The 18,772-nt window shown below is 67.6% G+C and carries 15 protein-coding genes and 1 pseudogene; 8 read left to right on the top strand and 8 right to left on the bottom strand.

Translation table 11 applies throughout. The annotated features are described in order from the left end of the window. Positions 1-15: 15 nt before the first annotated feature. Positions 16-723: a GDSL-type esterase/lipase family protein gene (locus tag AC58EF_RS09990; protein WP_497275980.1), complete on the top strand. Its 708-nt coding sequence runs from the start codon at positions 16-18 to the stop codon at positions 721-723. Here the strand turns inward: AC58EF_RS09990 and AC58EF_RS09985 are convergent. From AC58EF_RS09985 to AC58EF_RS09970, 4 genes are read right to left on the bottom strand one after another with little or no spacing between them, the layout of a single operon-like run. Beyond that, the gene (locus tag AC58EF_RS09985) at positions 720-1,517 is read right to left on the bottom strand and encodes an inositol monophosphatase family protein (RefSeq protein WP_497275979.1); all 798 of its coding nucleotides are present in this window, start codon (positions 1,515-1,517) and stop codon (positions 720-722) included. The two genes, AC58EF_RS09990 and AC58EF_RS09985, sit on opposite strands and share 4 nt — an antisense overlap. After that, positions 1,504-2,850 (bottom strand): TldD/PmbA family protein, encoded by a 1,347-nt coding sequence (locus tag AC58EF_RS09980; RefSeq protein WP_497275978.1) that lies wholly within the window; start codon positions 2,848-2,850, stop codon positions 1,504-1,506. The genes AC58EF_RS09985 and AC58EF_RS09980 overlap by 14 nt, the downstream gene beginning before the upstream one ends. 45 nt (positions 2,851-2,895) lie before the next feature. After that, positions 2,896-3,813 (bottom strand): NAD(+) diphosphatase, encoded by a 918-nt coding sequence (gene nudC / locus AC58EF_RS09975; protein ID WP_497275977.1) that lies wholly within the window; start codon positions 3,811-3,813, stop codon positions 2,896-2,898. Beyond that, positions 3,800-4,861 carry an A/G-specific adenine glycosylase gene (locus AC58EF_RS09970; RefSeq protein WP_497275976.1) on the bottom strand — a complete coding sequence of 354 codons (1,062 nt, stop codon included), beginning with the start codon at positions 4,859-4,861 and terminating at the stop codon, positions 3,800-3,802. The genes nudC and AC58EF_RS09970 overlap by 14 nt, the downstream gene beginning before the upstream one ends. Positions 4,862-4,887: 26 nt before the next feature. On the opposite strand from AC58EF_RS09970, the gene AC58EF_RS09965 reads away from it, so the two are divergent. The 5 genes from AC58EF_RS09965 (at position 4,888) to AC58EF_RS09945 (ending at position 11,677) form a co-directional block, all read left to right on the top strand. Further along, on the top strand, positions 4,888-5,430 hold the full coding sequence (locus tag AC58EF_RS09965; RefSeq protein ID WP_497275975.1) for a DUF721 domain-containing protein: 543 nt from the start codon (positions 4,888-4,890) through the stop codon (positions 5,428-5,430). Between the two features lie 100 nt (positions 5,431-5,530). Then, complete coding sequence (locus AC58EF_RS09960) at positions 5,531-6,196, top strand: thioredoxin domain-containing protein (RefSeq protein ID WP_497275974.1); 666 nt, start codon at positions 5,531-5,533, stop codon at positions 6,194-6,196. Between the two features lie 45 nt (positions 6,197-6,241). Further along, a complete protein-coding gene (locus tag AC58EF_RS09955) occupies positions 6,242-6,973 on the top strand; it encodes a DsbA family protein (RefSeq protein WP_497275973.1) in 732 nt (243 codons plus the stop codon). A 71-nt stretch (positions 6,974-7,044) separates the two neighbouring features. Next, a complete protein-coding gene (gene smc / locus AC58EF_RS09950) occupies positions 7,045-10,488 on the top strand; it encodes a chromosome segregation protein SMC (RefSeq protein ID WP_497275972.1) in 3,444 nt (1,147 codons plus the stop codon). 79 nt (positions 10,489-10,567) lie between these two features. Next, the gene (locus AC58EF_RS09945) at positions 10,568-11,677 is read left to right on the top strand and encodes a pyridoxal phosphate-dependent aminotransferase (protein WP_497275971.1); all 1,110 of its coding nucleotides are present in this window, start codon (positions 10,568-10,570) and stop codon (positions 11,675-11,677) included. A gap of 268 nt (positions 11,678-11,945) precedes the next feature. On the opposite strand, the gene AC58EF_RS09940 is transcribed toward AC58EF_RS09945, so the two are convergent. Together AC58EF_RS09940 and ubiA are read right to left on the bottom strand one after the other, a co-directional pair. Then, positions 11,946-13,400, bottom strand: a complete 1,455-nt coding sequence (locus AC58EF_RS09940) for a phospholipase D-like domain-containing protein (RefSeq protein ID WP_497275970.1) — start codon at positions 13,398-13,400, stop codon at positions 11,946-11,948. Next, positions 13,397-14,305, bottom strand: coding sequence for a 4-hydroxybenzoate octaprenyltransferase (ubiA, locus tag AC58EF_RS09935; protein WP_497275969.1), 909 nt, complete (start codon positions 14,303-14,305; stop codon positions 13,397-13,399). The genes AC58EF_RS09940 and ubiA overlap by 4 nt, the downstream gene beginning before the upstream one ends. Positions 14,306-14,403: 98 nt before the next feature. Here ubiA and AC58EF_RS09930 point away from each other — a divergent pair, with 98 nt between their 5' ends. Both AC58EF_RS09930 and AC58EF_RS09925 read left to right on the top strand, forming a co-directional pair. Beyond that, positions 14,404-15,150, top strand: a complete 747-nt coding sequence (locus tag AC58EF_RS09930; protein ID WP_497275968.1) for a 16S rRNA (uracil(1498)-N(3))-methyltransferase — start codon at positions 14,404-14,406, stop codon at positions 15,148-15,150. 99 nt (positions 15,151-15,249) lie between these two features. After that, entirely contained in the window at positions 15,250-16,623 is a 1,374-nt protein-coding gene (locus tag AC58EF_RS09925) for a glutamate--cysteine ligase (protein ID WP_497275967.1), read from the top strand. A 75-nt stretch (positions 16,624-16,698) separates the two neighbouring features. Here AC58EF_RS09925 and AC58EF_RS09920 read toward each other — a convergent pair whose 3' ends face one another. Both AC58EF_RS09920 and AC58EF_RS09915 read right to left on the bottom strand, forming a co-directional pair. Then, entirely contained in the window at positions 16,699-17,997 is a 1,299-nt protein-coding gene (locus AC58EF_RS09920) for a methyltransferase family protein (RefSeq protein WP_497275966.1), read from the bottom strand. A 123-nt stretch (positions 17,998-18,120) separates the two neighbouring features. After that, positions 18,121-18,745: pseudogene (locus tag AC58EF_RS09915) on the bottom strand (DUF1345 domain-containing protein). Positions 18,746-18,772 lie beyond the last annotated feature (27 nt).

The raw sequence follows: 18,772 nt of genomic DNA, 5'->3' as shown, positions 1-18,772 counted from the left end.
TCCGCGGAGAATGGATTGTCGAAGCTCGATACCCCCTTTGCCAGGTTCGCCGTGCCCCTGCTCGCCATCTGCGCCTTTTTCGGCGGCTGGAAGGCCATCCAATATTATCGGCAAACGACGGCGGCCCTGCCGGACGCTCAGCCGTCGGCGGGGGCCTGCATGCTCTGGTTCATCGGCAGTTCCTCGATCCGTCGCTGGGACAGCCTCGACCGGGACATGGCGCCGTGGATCGTCCGAAACCGTGGCATCAACAAAGCCACGCTCGACGACATCATTCCCCGCTTCGGCAATATCCGCCCGGAGAAGGAGGGCCGCCCGCAGGCGATCATCCTCTATGTCGGGGAGAATGACATCGCCAATGGCGTGCCGGTGCGCACCGTGATCCGCCGGCTCGCGACGCTGCTCGACCTGCGCACCCAATTGCTGGGCGACGTGCCGGTGCTGCTGCTGTCGATGAAGCCCAGCCCGCGTCGCGCGGCCTATCTGCCCGACCTGCATCTCTACAATCGCGCGGTGCAGCGCCTTATCCCGCACGCGCCGCGCGTCTATTATGCCGATATCACCACGCCGCTGCTGGCTGGCGGGCGGATCGGCGACAATTACCAGCCGGACCGTGTGCATATGAACCCGCAAGGCTACCGAATCTGGGCGACGGTCGTGCGCGCGCGGCTGAAGGACATATTGCCCCCCGACATCCTCCATCGTTGCGCGCCTGGTCGTTAATCCCGGCCGAGAATGTCCCGCGCGCGCGGCGTCAGCCGTTCCAACGCGGCGGCATGGATGCCGGGCGCCGAACAGAGCAGGCCGAAGGCCGTCGGCTGCGGCCGGTTGAAGAGGAGCGGATCGCCAAGCGCATCGGTAACGGATGCCCCCGCTTCCGTGCAGATCAGCGCAGCGGCCGCCACATCCCATTCATTGCCCCAGCGCACCGTCGCGACCAGATCGGCTTCATCGGCGGCGACCATCGCCATGCGCAGCGCGATGCTGTTGGGTTTCTCCACCGCCACCAGATCGCGATCGACGCGCGGCAGCTGGTCGGCGGGCACGCGCGCGCCCGGCAGTTCGGTGCGCGATCCCGCGCGCAACGGGACACCGTTGCGCGTCGCCCCCCGCCCCGCCTGCGCGATCCACAATTCGTTGCGCGCCGGCGCGGCGAGAATACCCAGCCTGACCACGCCATCCTCGACCAGCGCCACCGACACCGACCAGCCGGGGCGACCGCGCAGATAGTCGCGCGTGCCGTCGATCGGGTCGACCACCCAAACGCGCGACACGCCCAGCCTGTGCACCGTGTCCGCCGTCTCCTCCGACAGCCATCCCGCCTGGCTGTCGATCGCCGCCAGCCGTTGGCGCAGGAGCGCGTCGACCGCCAGGTCGGCCTCGCATACCGGGTGGCCGGGCACCTTCTCCCATTGGCGCACGCGGGTTTCCCCATTGGCCCAGAGCGTCAGCGCATGATCGGCCGCATCCGCCACGGCGGACACGACGGCGCGCAAATATGGATCAGCCTCCGGCAACGGTCATCCCGTCGATGCGCAGGGTCGGCACGTTCATGGCGTAGCGGAACTGGAGGTCGTTGGCGGGGGTCAGCGCGCGGAACATATCCTTGAGGTTGCCGGCGATGGTGATTTCCGACACGGCGTGCGCCACCGCGCCATTTTCGATCAGGAAACCCGCCGCCCCCCGGCTATAGTCGCCGGTGACGCCGTTGACGCCCATGCCGATCAGTTCGGTGACATAAAGACCGCGCTTGACGTCGGCCATCAGATCGCCTGGCGAGACGCCGCCCGCCGCCATGTGGACGTTGGTGACGCTGGCGCCAGGCGCGCCGGCGCCGCCGCGGCTGGCATGGCCGGTCGGTTCGAGGCCGAGCTGCCGCGCCGAAGCGCTGTCCATCAGCCAGCCCGTCAGCACGCCCTTGTCGATCAGCGCGCGCCGCTCCACCGGCAGCCCTTCGCCGTCGAACGGCCGCGAGCGCAGGCCGCGTTGCAGCAACGGATCGTCGATGATGGTGACGCCGGCGTCGAAGATCGCCTGGCCCAGCATGTCGAGCAGAAAACTCGAACGGCGCGCGATCGCAGGCCCCACCATGCCGCCGATCAGATGGCCGATCAGGCTGGACCCGATACGCGGATCGAAGATCACGGGCATGACGCCGCTTTCGACCTTCACCGGATTGAGGCGCGCGATCGCCCGCTGCCCCGCCCGCACGCCGATCGCCTCGGCATCGTCCAGATCTTCGAGGTGCCGGACGCTGTGGCTGGCATGGTCGCGCTGCATGTCCGCGCCCGCGCCGGCCAGCACGCTGGCCCAGGTCGAATGGCTGGTGCCGGCATAGGCGCCGGCAAAACCATGGCTGGTCGCCAGTGCGACCTGGTTGCGGCCGCTCGCCGCGCCGCCGCCTTCGCTGTTGGTGATGCCCGGCACGCTGCGCGCGGCCTCCTCCGCGATCAGCGCGCGTTCGCGCAGCGCGGCGGGTTCGGGTTCCTCCTCATCGGTCAGGTCGAGCGAGGGCGGGCGTTTTCTGAGCAGCCGATCCTCCGGCGCCAGGCCCGCATAGGGATCTTCGGGCGCCTCGCGCGCCATGGCGATGCAACGGTCGACCAATGTCGCCAGCGTCGCGGGATTCATGTCCGACGCGGAAATGCTGGCCGAGCGCTGGCCGATGAAGACGCGCAGGCCAATCTCCTCGCCCTCTGACCGCTCGACATCCTCCAGCGCGCCCAGCCGCACCGACACGTTGGTCGACGCATTGCAGGCATAGATGGCGTCGGCCGCATCCGCGCCCGCCTGGCGCGCCGCGCTCACCAGATCCTGCGCGCGCGACTGGGCTTCTTCGAGGCTGAGCATGGAGCGGAGATAGTCCTTGAATGGAAGAAGGGAAGGGGGATGGCCTTACGCGCTTGTGTCGGAAGGGGCAACGCCCGCCAGCCAGTGGTCGAGCAGATGCCAGGCGACGGCCATGGGCGGCGGAACGCGGAAGGGCGCGTGGGGATCGCCCGCCATCGCCGCGCGAACGCCTGCGGCGTCGCACCAGAAGGCATCCTCTATCTCGGTCGAATCGAGCGTGAGCCTGTCATCCTCCGCCACGCAAATGCAGGCGATCATCAGCGAGGAGGGGAAGGGCCAGGGCTGGCTCATCACATAGCGCACGTCATGGACACGGATGCCCGCCTCCTCATGCAGCTCGCGCGCCACCGCTTCCTCGATCGTCTCGCCCGGCTCGATGAAGCCGGCCAGCGCCGAATAGCGGCCCGGCGGCCAGCTATGCTGGCGGCCCAGCAGCACCCGCCCCCGATGTTCGGCCAGCATGATCGCGACCGGATCGGTGCGTGGGAAATGTTCGGAACCGCAGCTTGCGCATTTGCGCGCCCAGCCCGCCTTGACCGGCGCCGTGGCCACGCCGCAGACAGAACAGAAACGATGCCGCGCGTGCCAATGGAGCAGGCTGCGCGCCGCGCCGTAAAACGCGACCTCCGCGGCCGGGACCAGATCGGCGACGGTGCCGCTGCGCGGCGTGGGCGCGGGATTCGGGACAAGGTCGGCGACCAGCCGGGCGAAGATCGGCCGCTCCTGGGGATCGACGCCCAGCAGCACATGGTCCTCGACCAATGCGTCCGCCGGCAGCGGCTCCAGCAGCAGATGCCCGTCCGCCTCGACCGGCTCCAGCCCGTCCAGCAGCAGCAGCCGGGCGGAAGGATCGGCGAATGTCTCCGCCAGCAGAGCGGGATTGGTGCGGATATGATCGACCCGGTCGAGCGTGCCGCCGACAAAGCTCGGCAGCGTCCCCTTGCGCATGTCAGTCCCGTGCATCCTTGTCCTTCCTCACCGCTTCGGCCGCGCGGGCGAACAGGGTCGGCAGGCCCGCCTCCCCGATCCGCGCGACCGGCCACCACAGACCTTCGCCCTCCGGCGTCACGCCCTGGTCCACATGGGCATGATGGACGCGCAGCGCCAGCGAGAAATGGGTGAAGACATGGGCGACCGGCTCATCGATCGTCTTCCAGCGGGCGGCGATCGGCGGCGTGGCGTCAGGCGCGGCGTTCCAGTCGGAACTGGGCAGCGCCCGCATCCCGCCCAGCAATCCTTTGTCCGGGCGGCGCACCAGCCAGACATGGCCGTCGCGCTCGATCCACCAGCCATGGCCCAGCCGGTGCGGCCTGGCCTTCTTCACCGCCTTGACCGGGAAGGCGGCGGGATCGGCGGTCCGCAATGCGGCGCAATCCTCCCGCAGCGGACAGATGCCGCAGGCCGGGCTGCGCGGCGTGCAGATGGTCGCGCCCAGATCCATCATCGCCTGGGCAAAATCCCCCGCACGGACATAGGGCGTGATGCGGTCGGCCATGGCGCGAATCTCCGGCCGCGCGCCCGGCAGTGGCGTATCGATCGCGAACAGCCGCGTCACAACCCGCTCGACATTGGCGTCAACCACCACCGCCCGCCGGCCGAAGGCGATGGCAGCCACGGCGGCGGCGGTATAGGCGCCCACCCCCGGCAGCGCGCGCAGCCCCTCCTCCGTATCGGGGAAGCGCCCTTCATGGTCGCGCACCACCGCCCGCGCGCAGGCCAGAAGGTTGCGGGCGCGGGCATAATAGCCCAGCCCAGCCCAGGCGGCCATCAGGTCAGCATCTTGGGCTGCGGCCAGATCGGCGACGGTCGGCCAGCGCTCGGTGAATTTCGCGAAATAGGGGCCGACCGCCGCCACCGTCGTCTGCTGCAACATCACCTCCGACAGCCAGACCCGATAGGGATCGGCCGCATTCGCGCCCGGCGGCGCGCGCCATGGCAAACGTCGCGCATGGACCTCATAATGGGCAAGCAGGTCGCTCGCGATTTTTCTGTCTCTACCCTCGACGCGCATGGCGGCCCTATGCCATTAAGTGGGCCATGACGGAACGCCCGGTCCCCCCGAAATATAAGAGTCGCAAGACCCCGACCGAAGAACGCCCGCGCATCGGCGCGCCGCGCCAGATCGCCGACCTTATGCCGGACATCGGCCGCGCCGCCTTCCGCAAGTTCGGCTTCGTCCAGTCGAGCATCGTCACGCGCTGGGCGGAGATTGTCGGCCCCCATTATGCCGGTATCAGCGCGCCCGAATCGATCCGCTTCCCGGTGGGGCAGAAGGCCGGCGGCACGCTCCAGTTGACGGTGATGAGCGGCCATGCGCCGATGGTCCAGCATGTGCTGCCCGACATCGTCGAGCGGGTGAACCGCTTCTTCGGCTATGCCGCCGTCGCCAAGGTCGCGATGCGCCAGGGCGAGATATCGCCCGTCGCCGCCGAGCGGCGCCCCCCGCCCCGCAACCTCAAGCCCATTCCGGTCGAGCTGGGCGATTCGCTGCGCGACATCGGCGACCCCGAACTGCGCGCCGTGCTCGAATCGCTGGCGCAGGGGCTTGCCAGCAGCAGCGGCTTGCCCAAGATCAACTGAGCGATTTCAAGTCGGATGGAACATCCGACGCCTCGGAAATCGCGGAAAACAGAAAATAATTAGGCCCAGGTTCAGCCAATCTCGATTACGGACCCGTCTCATGAAGAAATATCTGCCGCTCGCCCTGCTCGCCTTTCCCGCAGCCCTGGTCGCGGCGCCCGCCGCCAACTGGGCGAACCGGGTCGTCCTCTCGCCGATCGGCGGCCATTATATGGGCAATCCCGCCGCTCCGACCAAGCTGGTCGAATATGTGAGCTACACCTGCTCGCACTGCGCCCATTTCGTCGGCGAGGCCAGCGCGCCGCTCAAGACCCAATATGTGAAGGGCGGCAAGGTCGGGGTCGAGGTGCGCAACGCCGTGCGCGACAAATATGACCTGACCGCCGCGCTGCTCGCCCGCTGCGGCGGCCCGGCCCGGTTCATGGGCAATCATGAGGCGCTGTTCGCCAACCAGACCGCCTGGATGGAGCAGCTCGAAACCTATGATCGCGACGCCGCCAAGCCGACCGATCAGATTCCCGCGCTCAAGGATATCGGGCAGAAGACCGGCCTTTACGCGCTGATGAACAAGCGCGGCTTCTCCAATGCCCAGCTCGACGCCTGCATCGCCAACCCGCAGTCGATGAAGCAGGTGCTGGCGATGACCGACGAGGCGTGGAACAAGGTGAAGATCACCGGCACGCCGGGCTTCGTGGTCAACGGCACGCTGGTGCAGGGATCGACCTGGGCGATCCTTCAGGCCGCATTGCCCCCCGCCGCGCACTGATCTAAACCCGCTTCCATATAGCCCATCATCGGAGCCTTGCCCGTCGTGAAAGCCTTGCCCGCCATTGCCCTCATCACCCTCAGCCTGACCCTCGCCGCCTGCGGCAAGAGCGAGGAAGGCGCCAAGCCGACCGGCGAACAGATCGCCGCCGTCGCCGCGCCCGTCGGCACCCGCTGGTCGGAAACCGTCGCCCAGACGCCCGAAGGCTATTATCTGATGGGCAATCCCAATGCGAAGCTCAAGCTGGTGGAGTTCGGCTCCTATACGTGCAGCCATTGCCGCGACTTCTCCGCCGAGGCGTCGGAAGAGATCAAGAAGATCGTCGACACCGGCAAGATGAGCTTCGAGTTCCGCACCTTCGTGCGCGACCCCATCGACATGACCACCGCCCTGCTGGCCCAGTGCGGCGGCAAGGATATCTACTATCCGCTGTCGGAACAGTTCTTCGCCAACCAGAGCGCGATGTTCGAGAAAATCCAGGGCAAGGACGCCGAGTTCAAGACCGTCGAGCAGATGCCGCCGGCGCAGCGCTTCGGCGCGATCGCGCAGATTGCGGGCCTGGTCGAATATGCGCAGCAGCGCGGCATTTCCGCCGACCAGGCGAAGCAGTGCCTGACCGACACCGCCGCCGCCGAAAAGCTGGCCAAGGGCGTCGAGGCGGCGAACAGCCAATATCAGATTTCGGGCACGCCCAGCTTCCTGATCAACGGCGTGCTGGTCGACAATGTCGCCAACTGGGCCGCGCTCCAGCCCAAGCTCAAGGATGCGGGAATCTGATTGGCGCGCGGGGGACGGATAGAGGCGCTTACGCATAGGGAAACCGGGGCCTGCCGTCCCGGTCTGTTTCCATGCAGATAAAGCGGCTCAAGCTTTCCGGCTTCAAGAGCTTCGTCGATGGGACGGAGCTGCGGATCGAGCCGGGCCTGACCGGCATCGTCGGTCCCAATGGCTGCGGCAAGTCCAACCTGCTGGAGGCCATTCGCTGGGTCATGGGCGAATCCAGCGCCAAATCCATGCGCGGCGCGGGCATGGAGGATGTGATCTTCGCCGGCACCGCCACCCGCCCCCAGCGCGACTTTGCCGAAGTGTCGCTGCTCACCGTGCAGGAACAGGGCGAGCTGTTCAACGCGATCGAGGTCGGCGCCGACGGCGAACTGGAAGTCACCCGCCGGATCGAGCGCGGCGCGGGCAGCGCCTATCGCGCCAATGGCAGGGACGTGCGCGCCAAGGATGTCGCGCTGATCTTCGCCGACGCCGCCACCGGACCGCACAGCCCGGCGCTGGTGAGTCAAGGCCGCATCGCCGCCGTCATCGCCGCCCGCCCGCAGGAACGCCGCGCCATGCTGGAGGAGGCGGCGGGCATCGCCGGGCTGCATGTCCGGCGCAAGGACGCCGAACAGAAGCTGCGCGCCGCCGAGGCCAATCTCGCCCGGCTGGACGAGATATTGGCGGACATGGATATACGCGCCAACGCCCTGCGCCGACAGGCCAAGGCGGCGGAACGCTATATCCGCCTGTCCGAGCAGATTCGCATTGCCGAAGGTCGCACCCTCTTCGCCCGCTGGCGCGAGGCCAATGCCAGCGCCGAGGCCGCCCGCACCGAAGCGAAGCAGGCCGATGCCGCCGTCGCCGCTGCCCAGGAAGGACAGCTTGCCGCTGCCGCCTACGCCCAGGCCGCCGTCGCCGCATTGGCCGACAGGCGCGCCGCCGCGCAGGTCGCGCGCGACGCCGCCAATGAAGCGGGCCATCGCCTCGCCGCGCTGCGCACCGAGCGGGATTCGGCCGTCCGCCGCCTCGCCGACATCGCACAACAGGCGAATCGGCTGGAGGAGGATCGCGCGCGCGAGGGCACGCTGGCCAATGACGCGGCCGACGCCATCGCCCGCCTGACCGCGGAGATCGCCACGCTCAAGGCGCGGATCGCCGAGACCGAGACGCTGCGGCCCGATTTCGCCGCGCGTATCGCCGCCGCCGAGGATGGCGCACGCGATGCCGAGTTGGACCTCGCCAGGGCGATGGCGAAGCAGGCCGCCGAACAGGCCGAACTGCGCGTCGCCGAAGCGGCGCTTGCCGCCGCGCGCAATCATCTCGACCGCGCCGAGCGCGATGTGACGCGGCTCGCCGCCGAAGCCGCTGCCCTGCCCGACGCCGCGCCGCTGGAGGCCGGGCGCGCCGCTGCCCTGACCGATCAGGAACAGGCAAAGACCGATCGCGATGGCGCCGAAGCTGCCATCGAGTCCGCCGAAACCGATCGCCAGTCCGCCGCCGAGGCGCGGGCGGCCGCCGAAGCAGCGCTCGCCGCCGCCCGTGCCGCGCTGGCCGCACTCGACAGCGAGGCGGCAGCGCTCAAACGCGCGGTGGAGAGCGGCGCCGGCGACAAGGCGCGCGCGCTCGACCGGCTGAAGGCCGCGCCGGGCTATGAACGCGCGCTAGCGGCGGCGCTGGGCGATGATCTGGAAGCGCCGGTCGGGGCTGAGGGCAAGCGCCGCTGGGCGGGTGCCGAGGCTCTGCCCGCCGACCCCGCCTTGCCCGTCGGGACGATCGCGCTTGCCGGCCATGTCACTGCCCCGCCCGAACTGGCCCGCCGTCTGGCGCAGATCGGCGTGGCGGAGCAGGACGAAGGCCAGGCGCTCGCCGTGGGCCAGCGGCTCGTCACCCTCGACGGGCGGTTGCGCCGCTGGGACGGCTATGTCGCGGCCGAAGGCGGCGCGGCGGCCGCCGAACGGCTGATCCGCCTCAACCGGCTGGAGGCCATCGCCGCCGCACGCCCCGCTATGCAGGCCGAAGTCGAAAGCGCCGCCGCCGCGCAGGAAGAGGCCAAGGCCCGCGAACTGGCGGCCGCTCAGGCGCTGGCGGCCGGCCGCACCACCCTGTCGCAGGCCGACCAGCGGCTCCGCGCCGCCCTGCGCGCCGCCGACGAAGCGACCACCGCGCTTGAACGACTGGCCGGCCGGCGCGAGGCGATCGAGGAGCGGCTGGCGGCGATCCGGCAGGACCGGGACGGCGCGCAGGCCGAGCATCAGAAGGCAGAAGCGGCCCGCATCGCCGTGCCCGATGGCGCCGAGACGCGCGCCATGGTCGCGACCCTCGTTCAGGCCAGCGAAAAGGCCCGCGCCGCCGTCAGTCAGTTTCAGGCCGACCAGGCGTTGGCCGACCGTGCGCTCACCAGCGACCGCGAGCGGCAGGCATCCGCCGACGCCGAGATCAAGGGCTGGCGCGCCCGCGCCGGTGAGGCGGCCAAGCGCATCGCCGCCATGGTCGCCCGCGCCGAGGAGATCATGACCGAACGCGCCGCGATCGAGGCGCAGCCCGACAGCCTGGCAAAAGCCATCGCCGACCTCAGCGATCACGGGTCCGCCCTGACCGACGCCGCCGAGCAGGCCCGCCGCGCCGAGCAGGAGGCGGAAGCCGCGCTCCGCACCGCCGAAGCCCGCGCCGCGCAGGCGGGCGAGACGCTCGCCGCCGCTCGCGAAGCCCGCGCCACCGCCGTCGCCCGCGCCGAAGCCGCCGATGAGCGCCGGATCGAGACCAACCGCCTGTCGGGCGAGCGTTTCGAATGCCCGCCCCCGGTGCTGCCCGAGAAATTGGGCTTTGCCAGCGCCGACATCCGCATCGCCCAGACCGAACAGGCCGATCATGATCGCTTCGTCGCCGATCGGGAGCGGATCGGCCCGGTCAATCTGGTCGCGGCGCAGGAACTGGAGGAACTGGAAGCGACCCAGGCGACCAGCCGCGCCGAAAGCGAGGAGCTGACCCAGGCCATCCACCGGCTGCGTGGCTCGATCGGCAGCCTCAATCGCGAGGGCCGCCAGCGCCTGCTCGCCGCCTTCGAGGCGGTCGACGGCCATTTCCGCCGCCTTTTCACGACCCTGTTCAATGGCGGTCAGGCGCATCTGGAACTGATCGACAGCGACGATCCGCTGGAGGCGGGGCTGGAGATCATGGCCCAGCCGCCGGGCAAGAAGCTGGCCGCGCTCACCCTGTTGTCGGGCGGCGAGCAGGCGCTGACCGCCGTCGCGCTGATCTTCGGCCTGTTCCTGACCAACCCCGCGCCGATCTGCGTGCTGGACGAGGTCGACGCGCCGCTCGACGACGCCAATGTCGAGCGCTTCTGCGACCTGCTCGACGCGATGGTGGCGCAGACCGACACCCGCTACCTGATCGTCACTCATAATGCCGTCAGCATGGCGCGGATGCATCGCCTGTTCGGCGTCACCATGGTCGAACGCGGCGTCAGCCGCCTCGTCTCGGTCAATCTCCATGGGGCGGAGGCGCTGCTGGCGGCGGAATAAGGCCAGCCTGCCCTGACCGGTCCTTGTTCTTGCCTAGTTCGGGCAGCAGCATCGCGCATCAACGGAACAAGGAAAGACCATGGTCCACCTGCCCCCCTTCGCGCTCGATCACTGGTTGTCGACCTATGATTTCGCGACCCCGCCCATCGCCTATAATCTGGCGTCGAGCACCGGGCCGCGCTGGAGCGTCGCGGATCTCTGCGCGCTGGGCGACACGCCCTTGGCGATCGACGACACGGTCCTCAGCTATGCCCCGCCCGAAGGGAGCCGGCCGCTGCGCGAAGCGATCGCCGCCTTCCACGGCGCCGATCCCGACGCCGTCATCGCCACCACCGGCGCTTCGGAGGCACTGTCCATCCTCTTCTGCCTGGGCGCGCGGCCGGGCGCGAACATCGTCCTGCCCGATCCGGGCTATCCCGCCTATGATGCGGTGGCGCAGGCCTGGGGCCTGGCGACCCGCGCCTATCGCCTCGAGCGCGCGGACGCTTTTGCGCAGCGTGCCGATGCGGTCCTGGCGCAGGTCGACGCCGGCACCGTGCTGGTGATCCTCAACACCCCGCATAACCCGACCGGCACCGTCCTGCCGCGCGCGGAGATCGAAGCGCTGGCGGCCGCCCTTGCCGAACGCGGCGTTCCCCTGCTGGTGGATGAGGTCTATCATCCCCTCTATTTCACCGCACCCCAGCCTTCGGCGGCGGGCATTCCCAATGTCATCGTCACCAGCGACCTGTCCAAGGCGATGTCCTTGCCGGGGCTGCGCACGGGCTGGCTGATCGACACGGACGCCGATCGGCGCGCGCGCGTCATCGACGCGCGCAGCTATTTCACGATCAGCAGTTCGCCGCTGCTGGAAAGGCTGGCGACGCAGGCGCTGCGCCAGAGCGACGCCATCCTCGCCCGGCTGCATTCGGTGGCGCAGGTCAATATCACGATGCTGGACGGGCTGGTGGCGCAATCCGGCGGCCGTCTCGCCTGGGTGCGGCCGGATGGCGGGACGACAGCCTTCCCCTGGCTCGCCGACGGCCGCGACAGCCGCCCCTTCTGTCAGGCGCTCGCGGCGCAGGGGGTGCTGCTCGCCCCCGGCGACTGTTTCGGCCATCCCGCCCATATGCGGCTTGGCTTTGCCCAACAGGCCGACGGCTTCGACATCGCCGTCAGCCGCATCGCCGACGCCTTGGCGCGGCTCTAGAGTCGGATGACATCAGGTCGACTTACCTCGTCATTGCGAGCGCAGCGAGCCGAAGGCGGGCGAAGCCCAACCAATCCATAGGGGGTGACATTGGATTGCTTCGCTGCGCTCGCAATGACGACTCAAACAAAAGTCATGCTGCTATAAAGCCTGCTCCGATCAGATTGAAGCGGAATAGGCTCTATTTTCTTTTGTTTTCCGCGACTTCGCTACGCCGGCCTTCGGCTCCGAGTCGTCAGATGTTCATCTGACTTGAAATCGCTATGGCTCAACCCCGCCCGAACCAGCCTTTCATCCGGCGAAACAGGCCGCGTTCGCTGACCGGCTCGAACATTTCTTCCGGGCCTTCGGGGTCCAGCACCTCATGGTCGGCGAGCCAGGCCTGCACCTCATTGAGGTCCGGCGTCACATAAGGCCGCAGCGTCCGCCCCGGCTTCTGCCGCAATTCCTCGATCGCCGCGATCAGGCCGCGCTCGGCGATCACCGCCGACACCCGCTCGGCGGGCAGGTCGAGATGCTCGGCGATCAAATCGTCGCGAATCTTCAGGATCGTCGCCTGCCGCCCGTCATTGGCAGACAGCGCCGTGTCGATGCAGACGTCGCATTCGGTGTCCAGCCGCATGGAACGGTTGTTCATGTTGGAGGAGCCGACCCGGATCAGCCGGTCGTCCACGATCAATATCTTGGCATGGACATAGATGGGCACGCCGCGATTGGTGAAGGGGTGATAGATGCGAAAGCGACCTTGGCTATCATGGCTTTTCAGCGCCTCGAACAGACGCGCGCGCGCCGTGTCCATCGCCTGCTGCTCCAGCCAGCCGTCGGCCTGCTCCGGATTGATGATGACGATTTCCGGGCCGTCAGCTTCGTCCAGCCGCTTGGCGATCGCCTCGGCAATGCGACGCGAGGCGAAATATTGGCTTTCGGCATAGATATGGTGCTTCGCCGCCGCGATCTGATGCAGATAGAGTTGCTCGATTTCGGTCAGTTCCTCCTGATCGTCCATCTTGGGCGCGGTGCGGGCGATGGCGACATCCACCCGTTCGAACTGCACCGGCAGCTTGTCGGGCCAGCCATCGGTGACGCCCTCGACCGGCTCCAGCGGATCGCCGCCAGCGCCGACCCAGCGGTTGCGCCCATGCTCGCCCAGAGCCGCGGCGACCGGCCCGGCCAGCGCCGTCGTGGCGTCATGCCAGGGACCATAGGGCGACCCGTCGGGATGGTGCCGTCCCGGCTCCTCGTCACGATGACGGCGCGTGTCCCAGCGGTCGCCGGTCATGTCGATGCCGCCGCAGAAAGCGAAACTATCGTCGATCACCACGATCTTCTGGTGGTGCGAGGCGGCGGGCGGATGATGACTGTCCAGCTTCACGGTGATGCGCGGATGCGCCATCCAGCGCAAGGTCGTCATCAGATGCGACGGGCGCGCCATCGACTTCATCGCCCCCACGTCCCAGCGCAGCAGAAAGATTTCCAGTTCCGGCGTCTGCTCCACCAGCCAGGTGATGAAATCGCCGATGACGGCTGGCGCGTCATCCTTCGCCTCATCCTCGCGGATCAGGCTGATCGCCGGATCGAAATCCCATCCGATCAGCATGATGCGCCGCTTCGCGTTCATCATCGCCGCGCGGGCGTGACGGAAATAATTGTCCGCGTCGATAATGACGCTGGCCTTCTCCGCTCGCGCGATGCGCCAGCAATCATCACCCGGCTGCGGGGTCATAGCGAAGCGCTCCCCACCACCAGACAGCCCAGGAACATCAGGAAACCCGAAAAGCGGTTGGACCGGAACTTGGCGAGCGGATCGACGCCATCCTCCCTGAGCGTCGCCACCTGCCACAGCAGATGTCCCGCCATCGGCAGCAGCGCCGCGAGCGCCAGCCCCTGCGGCCGGACCTGCCAGATCGCGCAGGCCCACAGGCTCAGCGCCAGCGCATAGCAGAGCGTCACCCCACCCCGCACATGGCGCCCCATCGACAGCGCGCTCGACCCGATGCCGATCAGCGCGTCATCCTCCCGGTCCTGCAACGCATAGATGGTGTCATAGCCCACGACCCAAAAGATGCTCCCGGCATAGAGCAGCAGGCCGGGCAGGGACAGCGCGCCGGCGACCTCGCTCCATCCCACCAGCGCGGCCCAGGAAAAGACGAGGCCGAGCCAGACCTGCGGCCATCCGGTGATCCGCTTCATGAAGGGATAGGCCGCGACCAGCGCCAGGCTGCCCAGCGCCACGATCTGCGCGTAGAGATGCAACTGAAGCAGCACGATCAGCCCGACGAGGCAGAGCGCCAGCAGCCAGGCCCAGGCCACCTTCACCGACATCGCCCCGCTCGCCAGCGGCCGCGCGGCGGTGCGCGCCACTTTCCGGTCAAGGTCGCGATCGACGATATCGTTGAACACGCATCCCGCCCCGCGCATCGCGATGCTGCCCAGCAGCAGCCAGCCGATCAGCGGCCAACGGGCGAATCCGCCCCCCGCCAGCGCCACGGCCCAGGCGCCCGGCCAGAAGAGCAGCCACCAGCCGATCGGCCGGTCGAATCGCGCCAGTTGCGCCAGGGTTCGGGGCGTGTCCGGCAACCGCGCGAGCAGGCCGCGCGCTTCGCTGTCGGGGACGATCGTCTGCTTCACTGCGACTCCATTCGCCCTCCCGCCATCAGCCTGGTGCTTGTCGAAGGGCCATGCTTCTCTTTAGGGAAGAACAAGTAACCGGCAAGACACGAGATGAAATGACCGCAACCCCCGCCTGGCCGCCGCAAAGCGCCCCGCGCCTCCATGTCGAAACCCAGCTGGGGGAAGGGGTCGCCGTGCCGGTCGACGGCAACCCGGCGCATTATCTGATCAGCGTCATGCGGGTGAAGCCGGACGATATCGTCCTGCTGTTCGACGGCCGTTCGGGCGAATGGGCGGCGCGCGCCCGCGACATCCGCAAGCGCGACCTCGTGCTGGAGTGCATCAGCCAGACCAGGCCGCCGGAGCATGTGCCCGATTTCTGGCTCTGCTGCGCGCCGATCAAGAAGGGCCGGATCGATCTGATCGCGGAAAAGGCGTGCGAACTGGGCGTCGCCCGGCTCCAGCCCGTGCTCACCCGGCGCGCGGTGGTGGACAGGCTCAATCTCGACCGGCTGCACGCCCATCTGGTCGAGGCGGCGGAGCAATGCGGTCGCACCGCCTTGCCCGACCTCGCCGACATGGTGAAGCTCGACGCGCTGCTCAAAGGTTGGCCCGCCGATCGCCATCTCTTTTTCGCCGACGAAACCGGCGGTGCGCCACTGGAACAAAGCCTGCGCACCCATCCCGGTCCCGCCGCTTTCCTGGTCGGGCCGGAGGGTGGTTTCGATCCCGCCGAGCGCGAGGCGATCCGCGCGACTCCGGGTGCGGTGCCGGTGTCGCTCGGCCCGCGCATCCTGCGTGCGGAAACGGCCGCAATTGCCGCCATGGCGGCCTGGATGACCATCAATGGAGATTGGTGCTAAGTTTCATTCCGCTATGTTATTGCGCAGATCATAGGCGCAACTTATCTGTCGGCCGCGCGCTCTTGTTTGACGCGCGTGGGGGAAGCAGTAAGGCGGGGCATGAGCACCAGAACCGACACCGGGGGAGTTGATCCCGTCATCGAGAGCCGCGACCAGCTGATCGCGGCCTTTTCCAAGGGCGAAAAGCCCAAGGAACGCTGGCGCATCGGCACCGAGCATGAGAAATTCGTCTACAATCGCAAGGATCATCACGCCCCCTCCTATGAGGAAATGGGCGGCATCCACACGCTGCTGATCGGCCTGACCCGCTATGGCTGGAGTCCGGTGTTCGAGGGCGAGAATATCATCGCCCTGTCCGGCAGCGACGGCACCATCAGCCTGGAGCCGGCGGGCCAGCTTGAACTGTCCGGCGCGCCGCTCGACAATCTGCACCAGACCTGCGCCGAAACCGGCCGTCATCTGGAGCAGGTCAAATATGTCGGCGACATGCTGGGCCTGGGTTTCCTGGGGCTCGGCATGTGGCCCGACAAGGGCCGCGAAGACCTGCCGATCATGCCCAAGGGCCGCTACGACATCATGTTGCGGCACATGCCGCGCGTGGGGTCGCTGGGCCTCGACATGATGCTGCGCACCTGCACCATCCAGACCAACCTCGACTATGGCAGCGAGGCAGACATGGCGCAGAAGTTCCGCGTAAGCCTCGCGCTTCAGCCGCTCGCCACCGCGCTCTTCGCCAATTCGCCCTTTACCGACGGCAAGCCCAACGGCTTCCTCTCCTATCGCAGCCATATCTGGTCGGACACCGATCCGCACCGCACCGGTATGCTGCCCTTCGTGTTCGAGGACGGCTTCGGCTATGAGCGCTATGCCGACTATGCGCTCGATGTGCCGATGTATTTCGTCTACCGCGACGGCAAATATATCGACGCGGCGGGCCTTTCCTTCCGCGATTTCCTCGACGGCAGGCTGTCCGTCCTGCCCGGCGAGAAGCCGACCGAGAAGGATTGGGAGGATCATCTCTCCACCGCCTTCCCCGAAGTGCGGATGAAGAGCTTCCTCGAAATGCGCGGCGCCGACGGCGGCCCGTGGAACCGCATTTGCGCGCTGCCGGCGCTCTGGGTCGGCCTGCTCTACGACCAGGGCGCGCTCGACGCGGCGTGGGACGTGGTCAAGGACTGGAGCATGGAGGAACGGCAGATCCTGCGCGATTCCGTGCCGAAGCTGGGCCTCGACGCGCCGATCGGCGGCGGGCGCAGGTTGCGCGACATTGCCGGGCAGGTGGTGGACATCGCCCGGTCGGGCCTCGCCGCGCGCGGGCGCCTCAACAGCGCGGGCGACAATGAAACCGGCTATCTCTCCGCGCTGGACGAAGTGATCGCATCGGGCAAGACCCATGCCGAACGATTGCTCGACCGCTATCATGGCGAATGGCAGGGCGATCTCAGCCGCATCTACACGGAAGAGAGTTTCTGAAAATCCTTCTCCCTGCGGGAGAAGGATACGAAGCCTTGGCCGCATTGCGGCCTAGGCGCAGTTGGATGAGGGCGACTATTCCGCCGGCTGCGCCACTGTGTCCGTCTCACGCTTCCGCCCGGTCAGCCAGGCGAAGAAGCGCGGGACCGGTGCGTTGCGCTCCATCCAGTCGCTATAGGCGCGATAATCCGGGTCGGCCGACAGATGCTGCTCCTCGGTCTTCGCACGCCAGTAATAGACCGCGTTGGTCAGCGTCAGCATCGCGCAATTGCGCACCATGTCGGTCAGCGACCCGCTGACGGTCAGGAAGGGCAGCGCCGAAAACCACCAGAAGAGATTCTTGGAGAGATAGGCCGGGTGCCGCGTCCAGCGATAGGGACCGTGGGTCAATATGCCGCGATGGGTGAGGTTCGAAAAACGGATGCCGAACGCCACCGTCGCCCAGGCATAGATGGCGGTCAGCAGCACCAGCCAGCCGCCCAGCAGCCATTGCAGCACCGTCGACCCTTGAGTCCACACATCCCATTCCGCGCCGCCGGCATGATAGTCGAGCGGCCCGCCGCCGCCCATCAGCACGAAGGGCGGATAGCAGATCAGCGCCGCCAGCCAGCCGCCCAGATAGGGATTGGCTGTACGGATATGCGAATCCAGCGGCTTGAAGGTCAGGATATAGCCGACCGTCGCCAGGCAGACGTCGATCATGAACATGACCGCGATCAGGAATCCGGCCAGCGCCACCGGATGGGCAAGCGCGTCGGACAGCCGCCAATTGACGACATTGGTGAAATTGCCCGGCACGATCGACAGCATGAAGGCGAGGAAGAAGCCCTTCACCGCCCAGGCGCGGGCATGGTGCGCGACCTGGACCATGTCCGCCTGCCCCGCCACGCCGCCGATCACCCATTGGCCGAAGCTGTAGGACGCATCCTTCGGCTTCACCAGCCGCCGGTCGATCCACAATATATAGGGAATGGACACGGCCAGCAGCCAGGGCGCGGCATTCATGAACAGGTCCATGGAAAAGCGGTAATTGCCGCTCCAGTACCAGCGCGCGATGCAGTAGAAGATGGCGATCGCGAGCCAGGTCCCCCACAGCCCGGCGACCTTGACGATGCTGATGTCCAGCACCTCCCGCACCGGGCGCGGCGCGGCCCGCCAGTCGATCCCGGTCGACGCATGGCGATGCACCTTGTCGATGATCAGCGACCACAGCACCATGGGCAGGCCGCAGGCGACGACGGCGGCCAGCCCCGCATTGGGGCCGTTCATGCCATAATGGCGCGCCACCAGCGTCCAGAGGACAAGCCCGATGAGGCCGGCGACGCCGACGCCATGGCTGACGGCGGATTTGGGACAGGGATCGGCCTTGCTCATGGCCGCCAGTCTCTAGCAGAAATTGGTAAGCAAGCCATGAAGGCAATAGGGCGGCGGCGGGGGCATTTTCCGCGCATCGCGGCATCAACGGTAAGGCGGCAGGCGAAGTCCGATCGCCGGGGATCACCCGCCCAGCACGTTGATGGTGAAGGCCAGGATGCCGAGGTTGAACAGGAACGCCGCCAGACATTGGAACAGCACGGTCCTGCGCATGTCCGTCGCCGTCACCGACACGTCCGACGTCTGGAAGGTCATGCCCAGCGTGAAGGCGAAATAGAGGAAATCCCAATAGCCCGGCTCGTCCGTCTCCGGGAACTCCAGCCCGCCCCGATCCTGCCCCCCTGTCACCGGGCAGGTAAAAAATATGCGCATAATGCATCGCATAGACGAGGTTGGAAAAAAGCCAGGCGATCAGCAGGGTCGCGAGCAGCAGCGCGATCGTCTTCCCGTCCGGGCCGCCATGCTGGCTGATCGCAACGCCCACCGCGACCAGTATCACAAGGCTGACGACCCCGGTCAAAAGCAGCATCAATTCGCGATTGGCGTCGTTCGCCTGCGCCTTGCGCCGCATCGATTCGGCATCGGCGTCGATCAGCGGCACGACCGAGAGCATGAAGGCCAGCGCGGCAATGTCGAACCCGGCCATCACCGCCCCATGCCAGGGCAGGACCAGCGCCAGCGGCGCGATGATCGCGAGCAGCGCCAGGAACATGCCATAGCGCCAGGGGAAGAGGGGCGAGGACCGCATGTCCGTCATCAAAGGGGCAAAGGGAAG

This window comes from Sphingobium sp. WR1 (genome assembly GCF_059693745.1).
The sequence above is the reverse complement of the archived record's forward strand: the minus strand, read 5'-3'. Positions and strand labels throughout refer to the sequence as shown.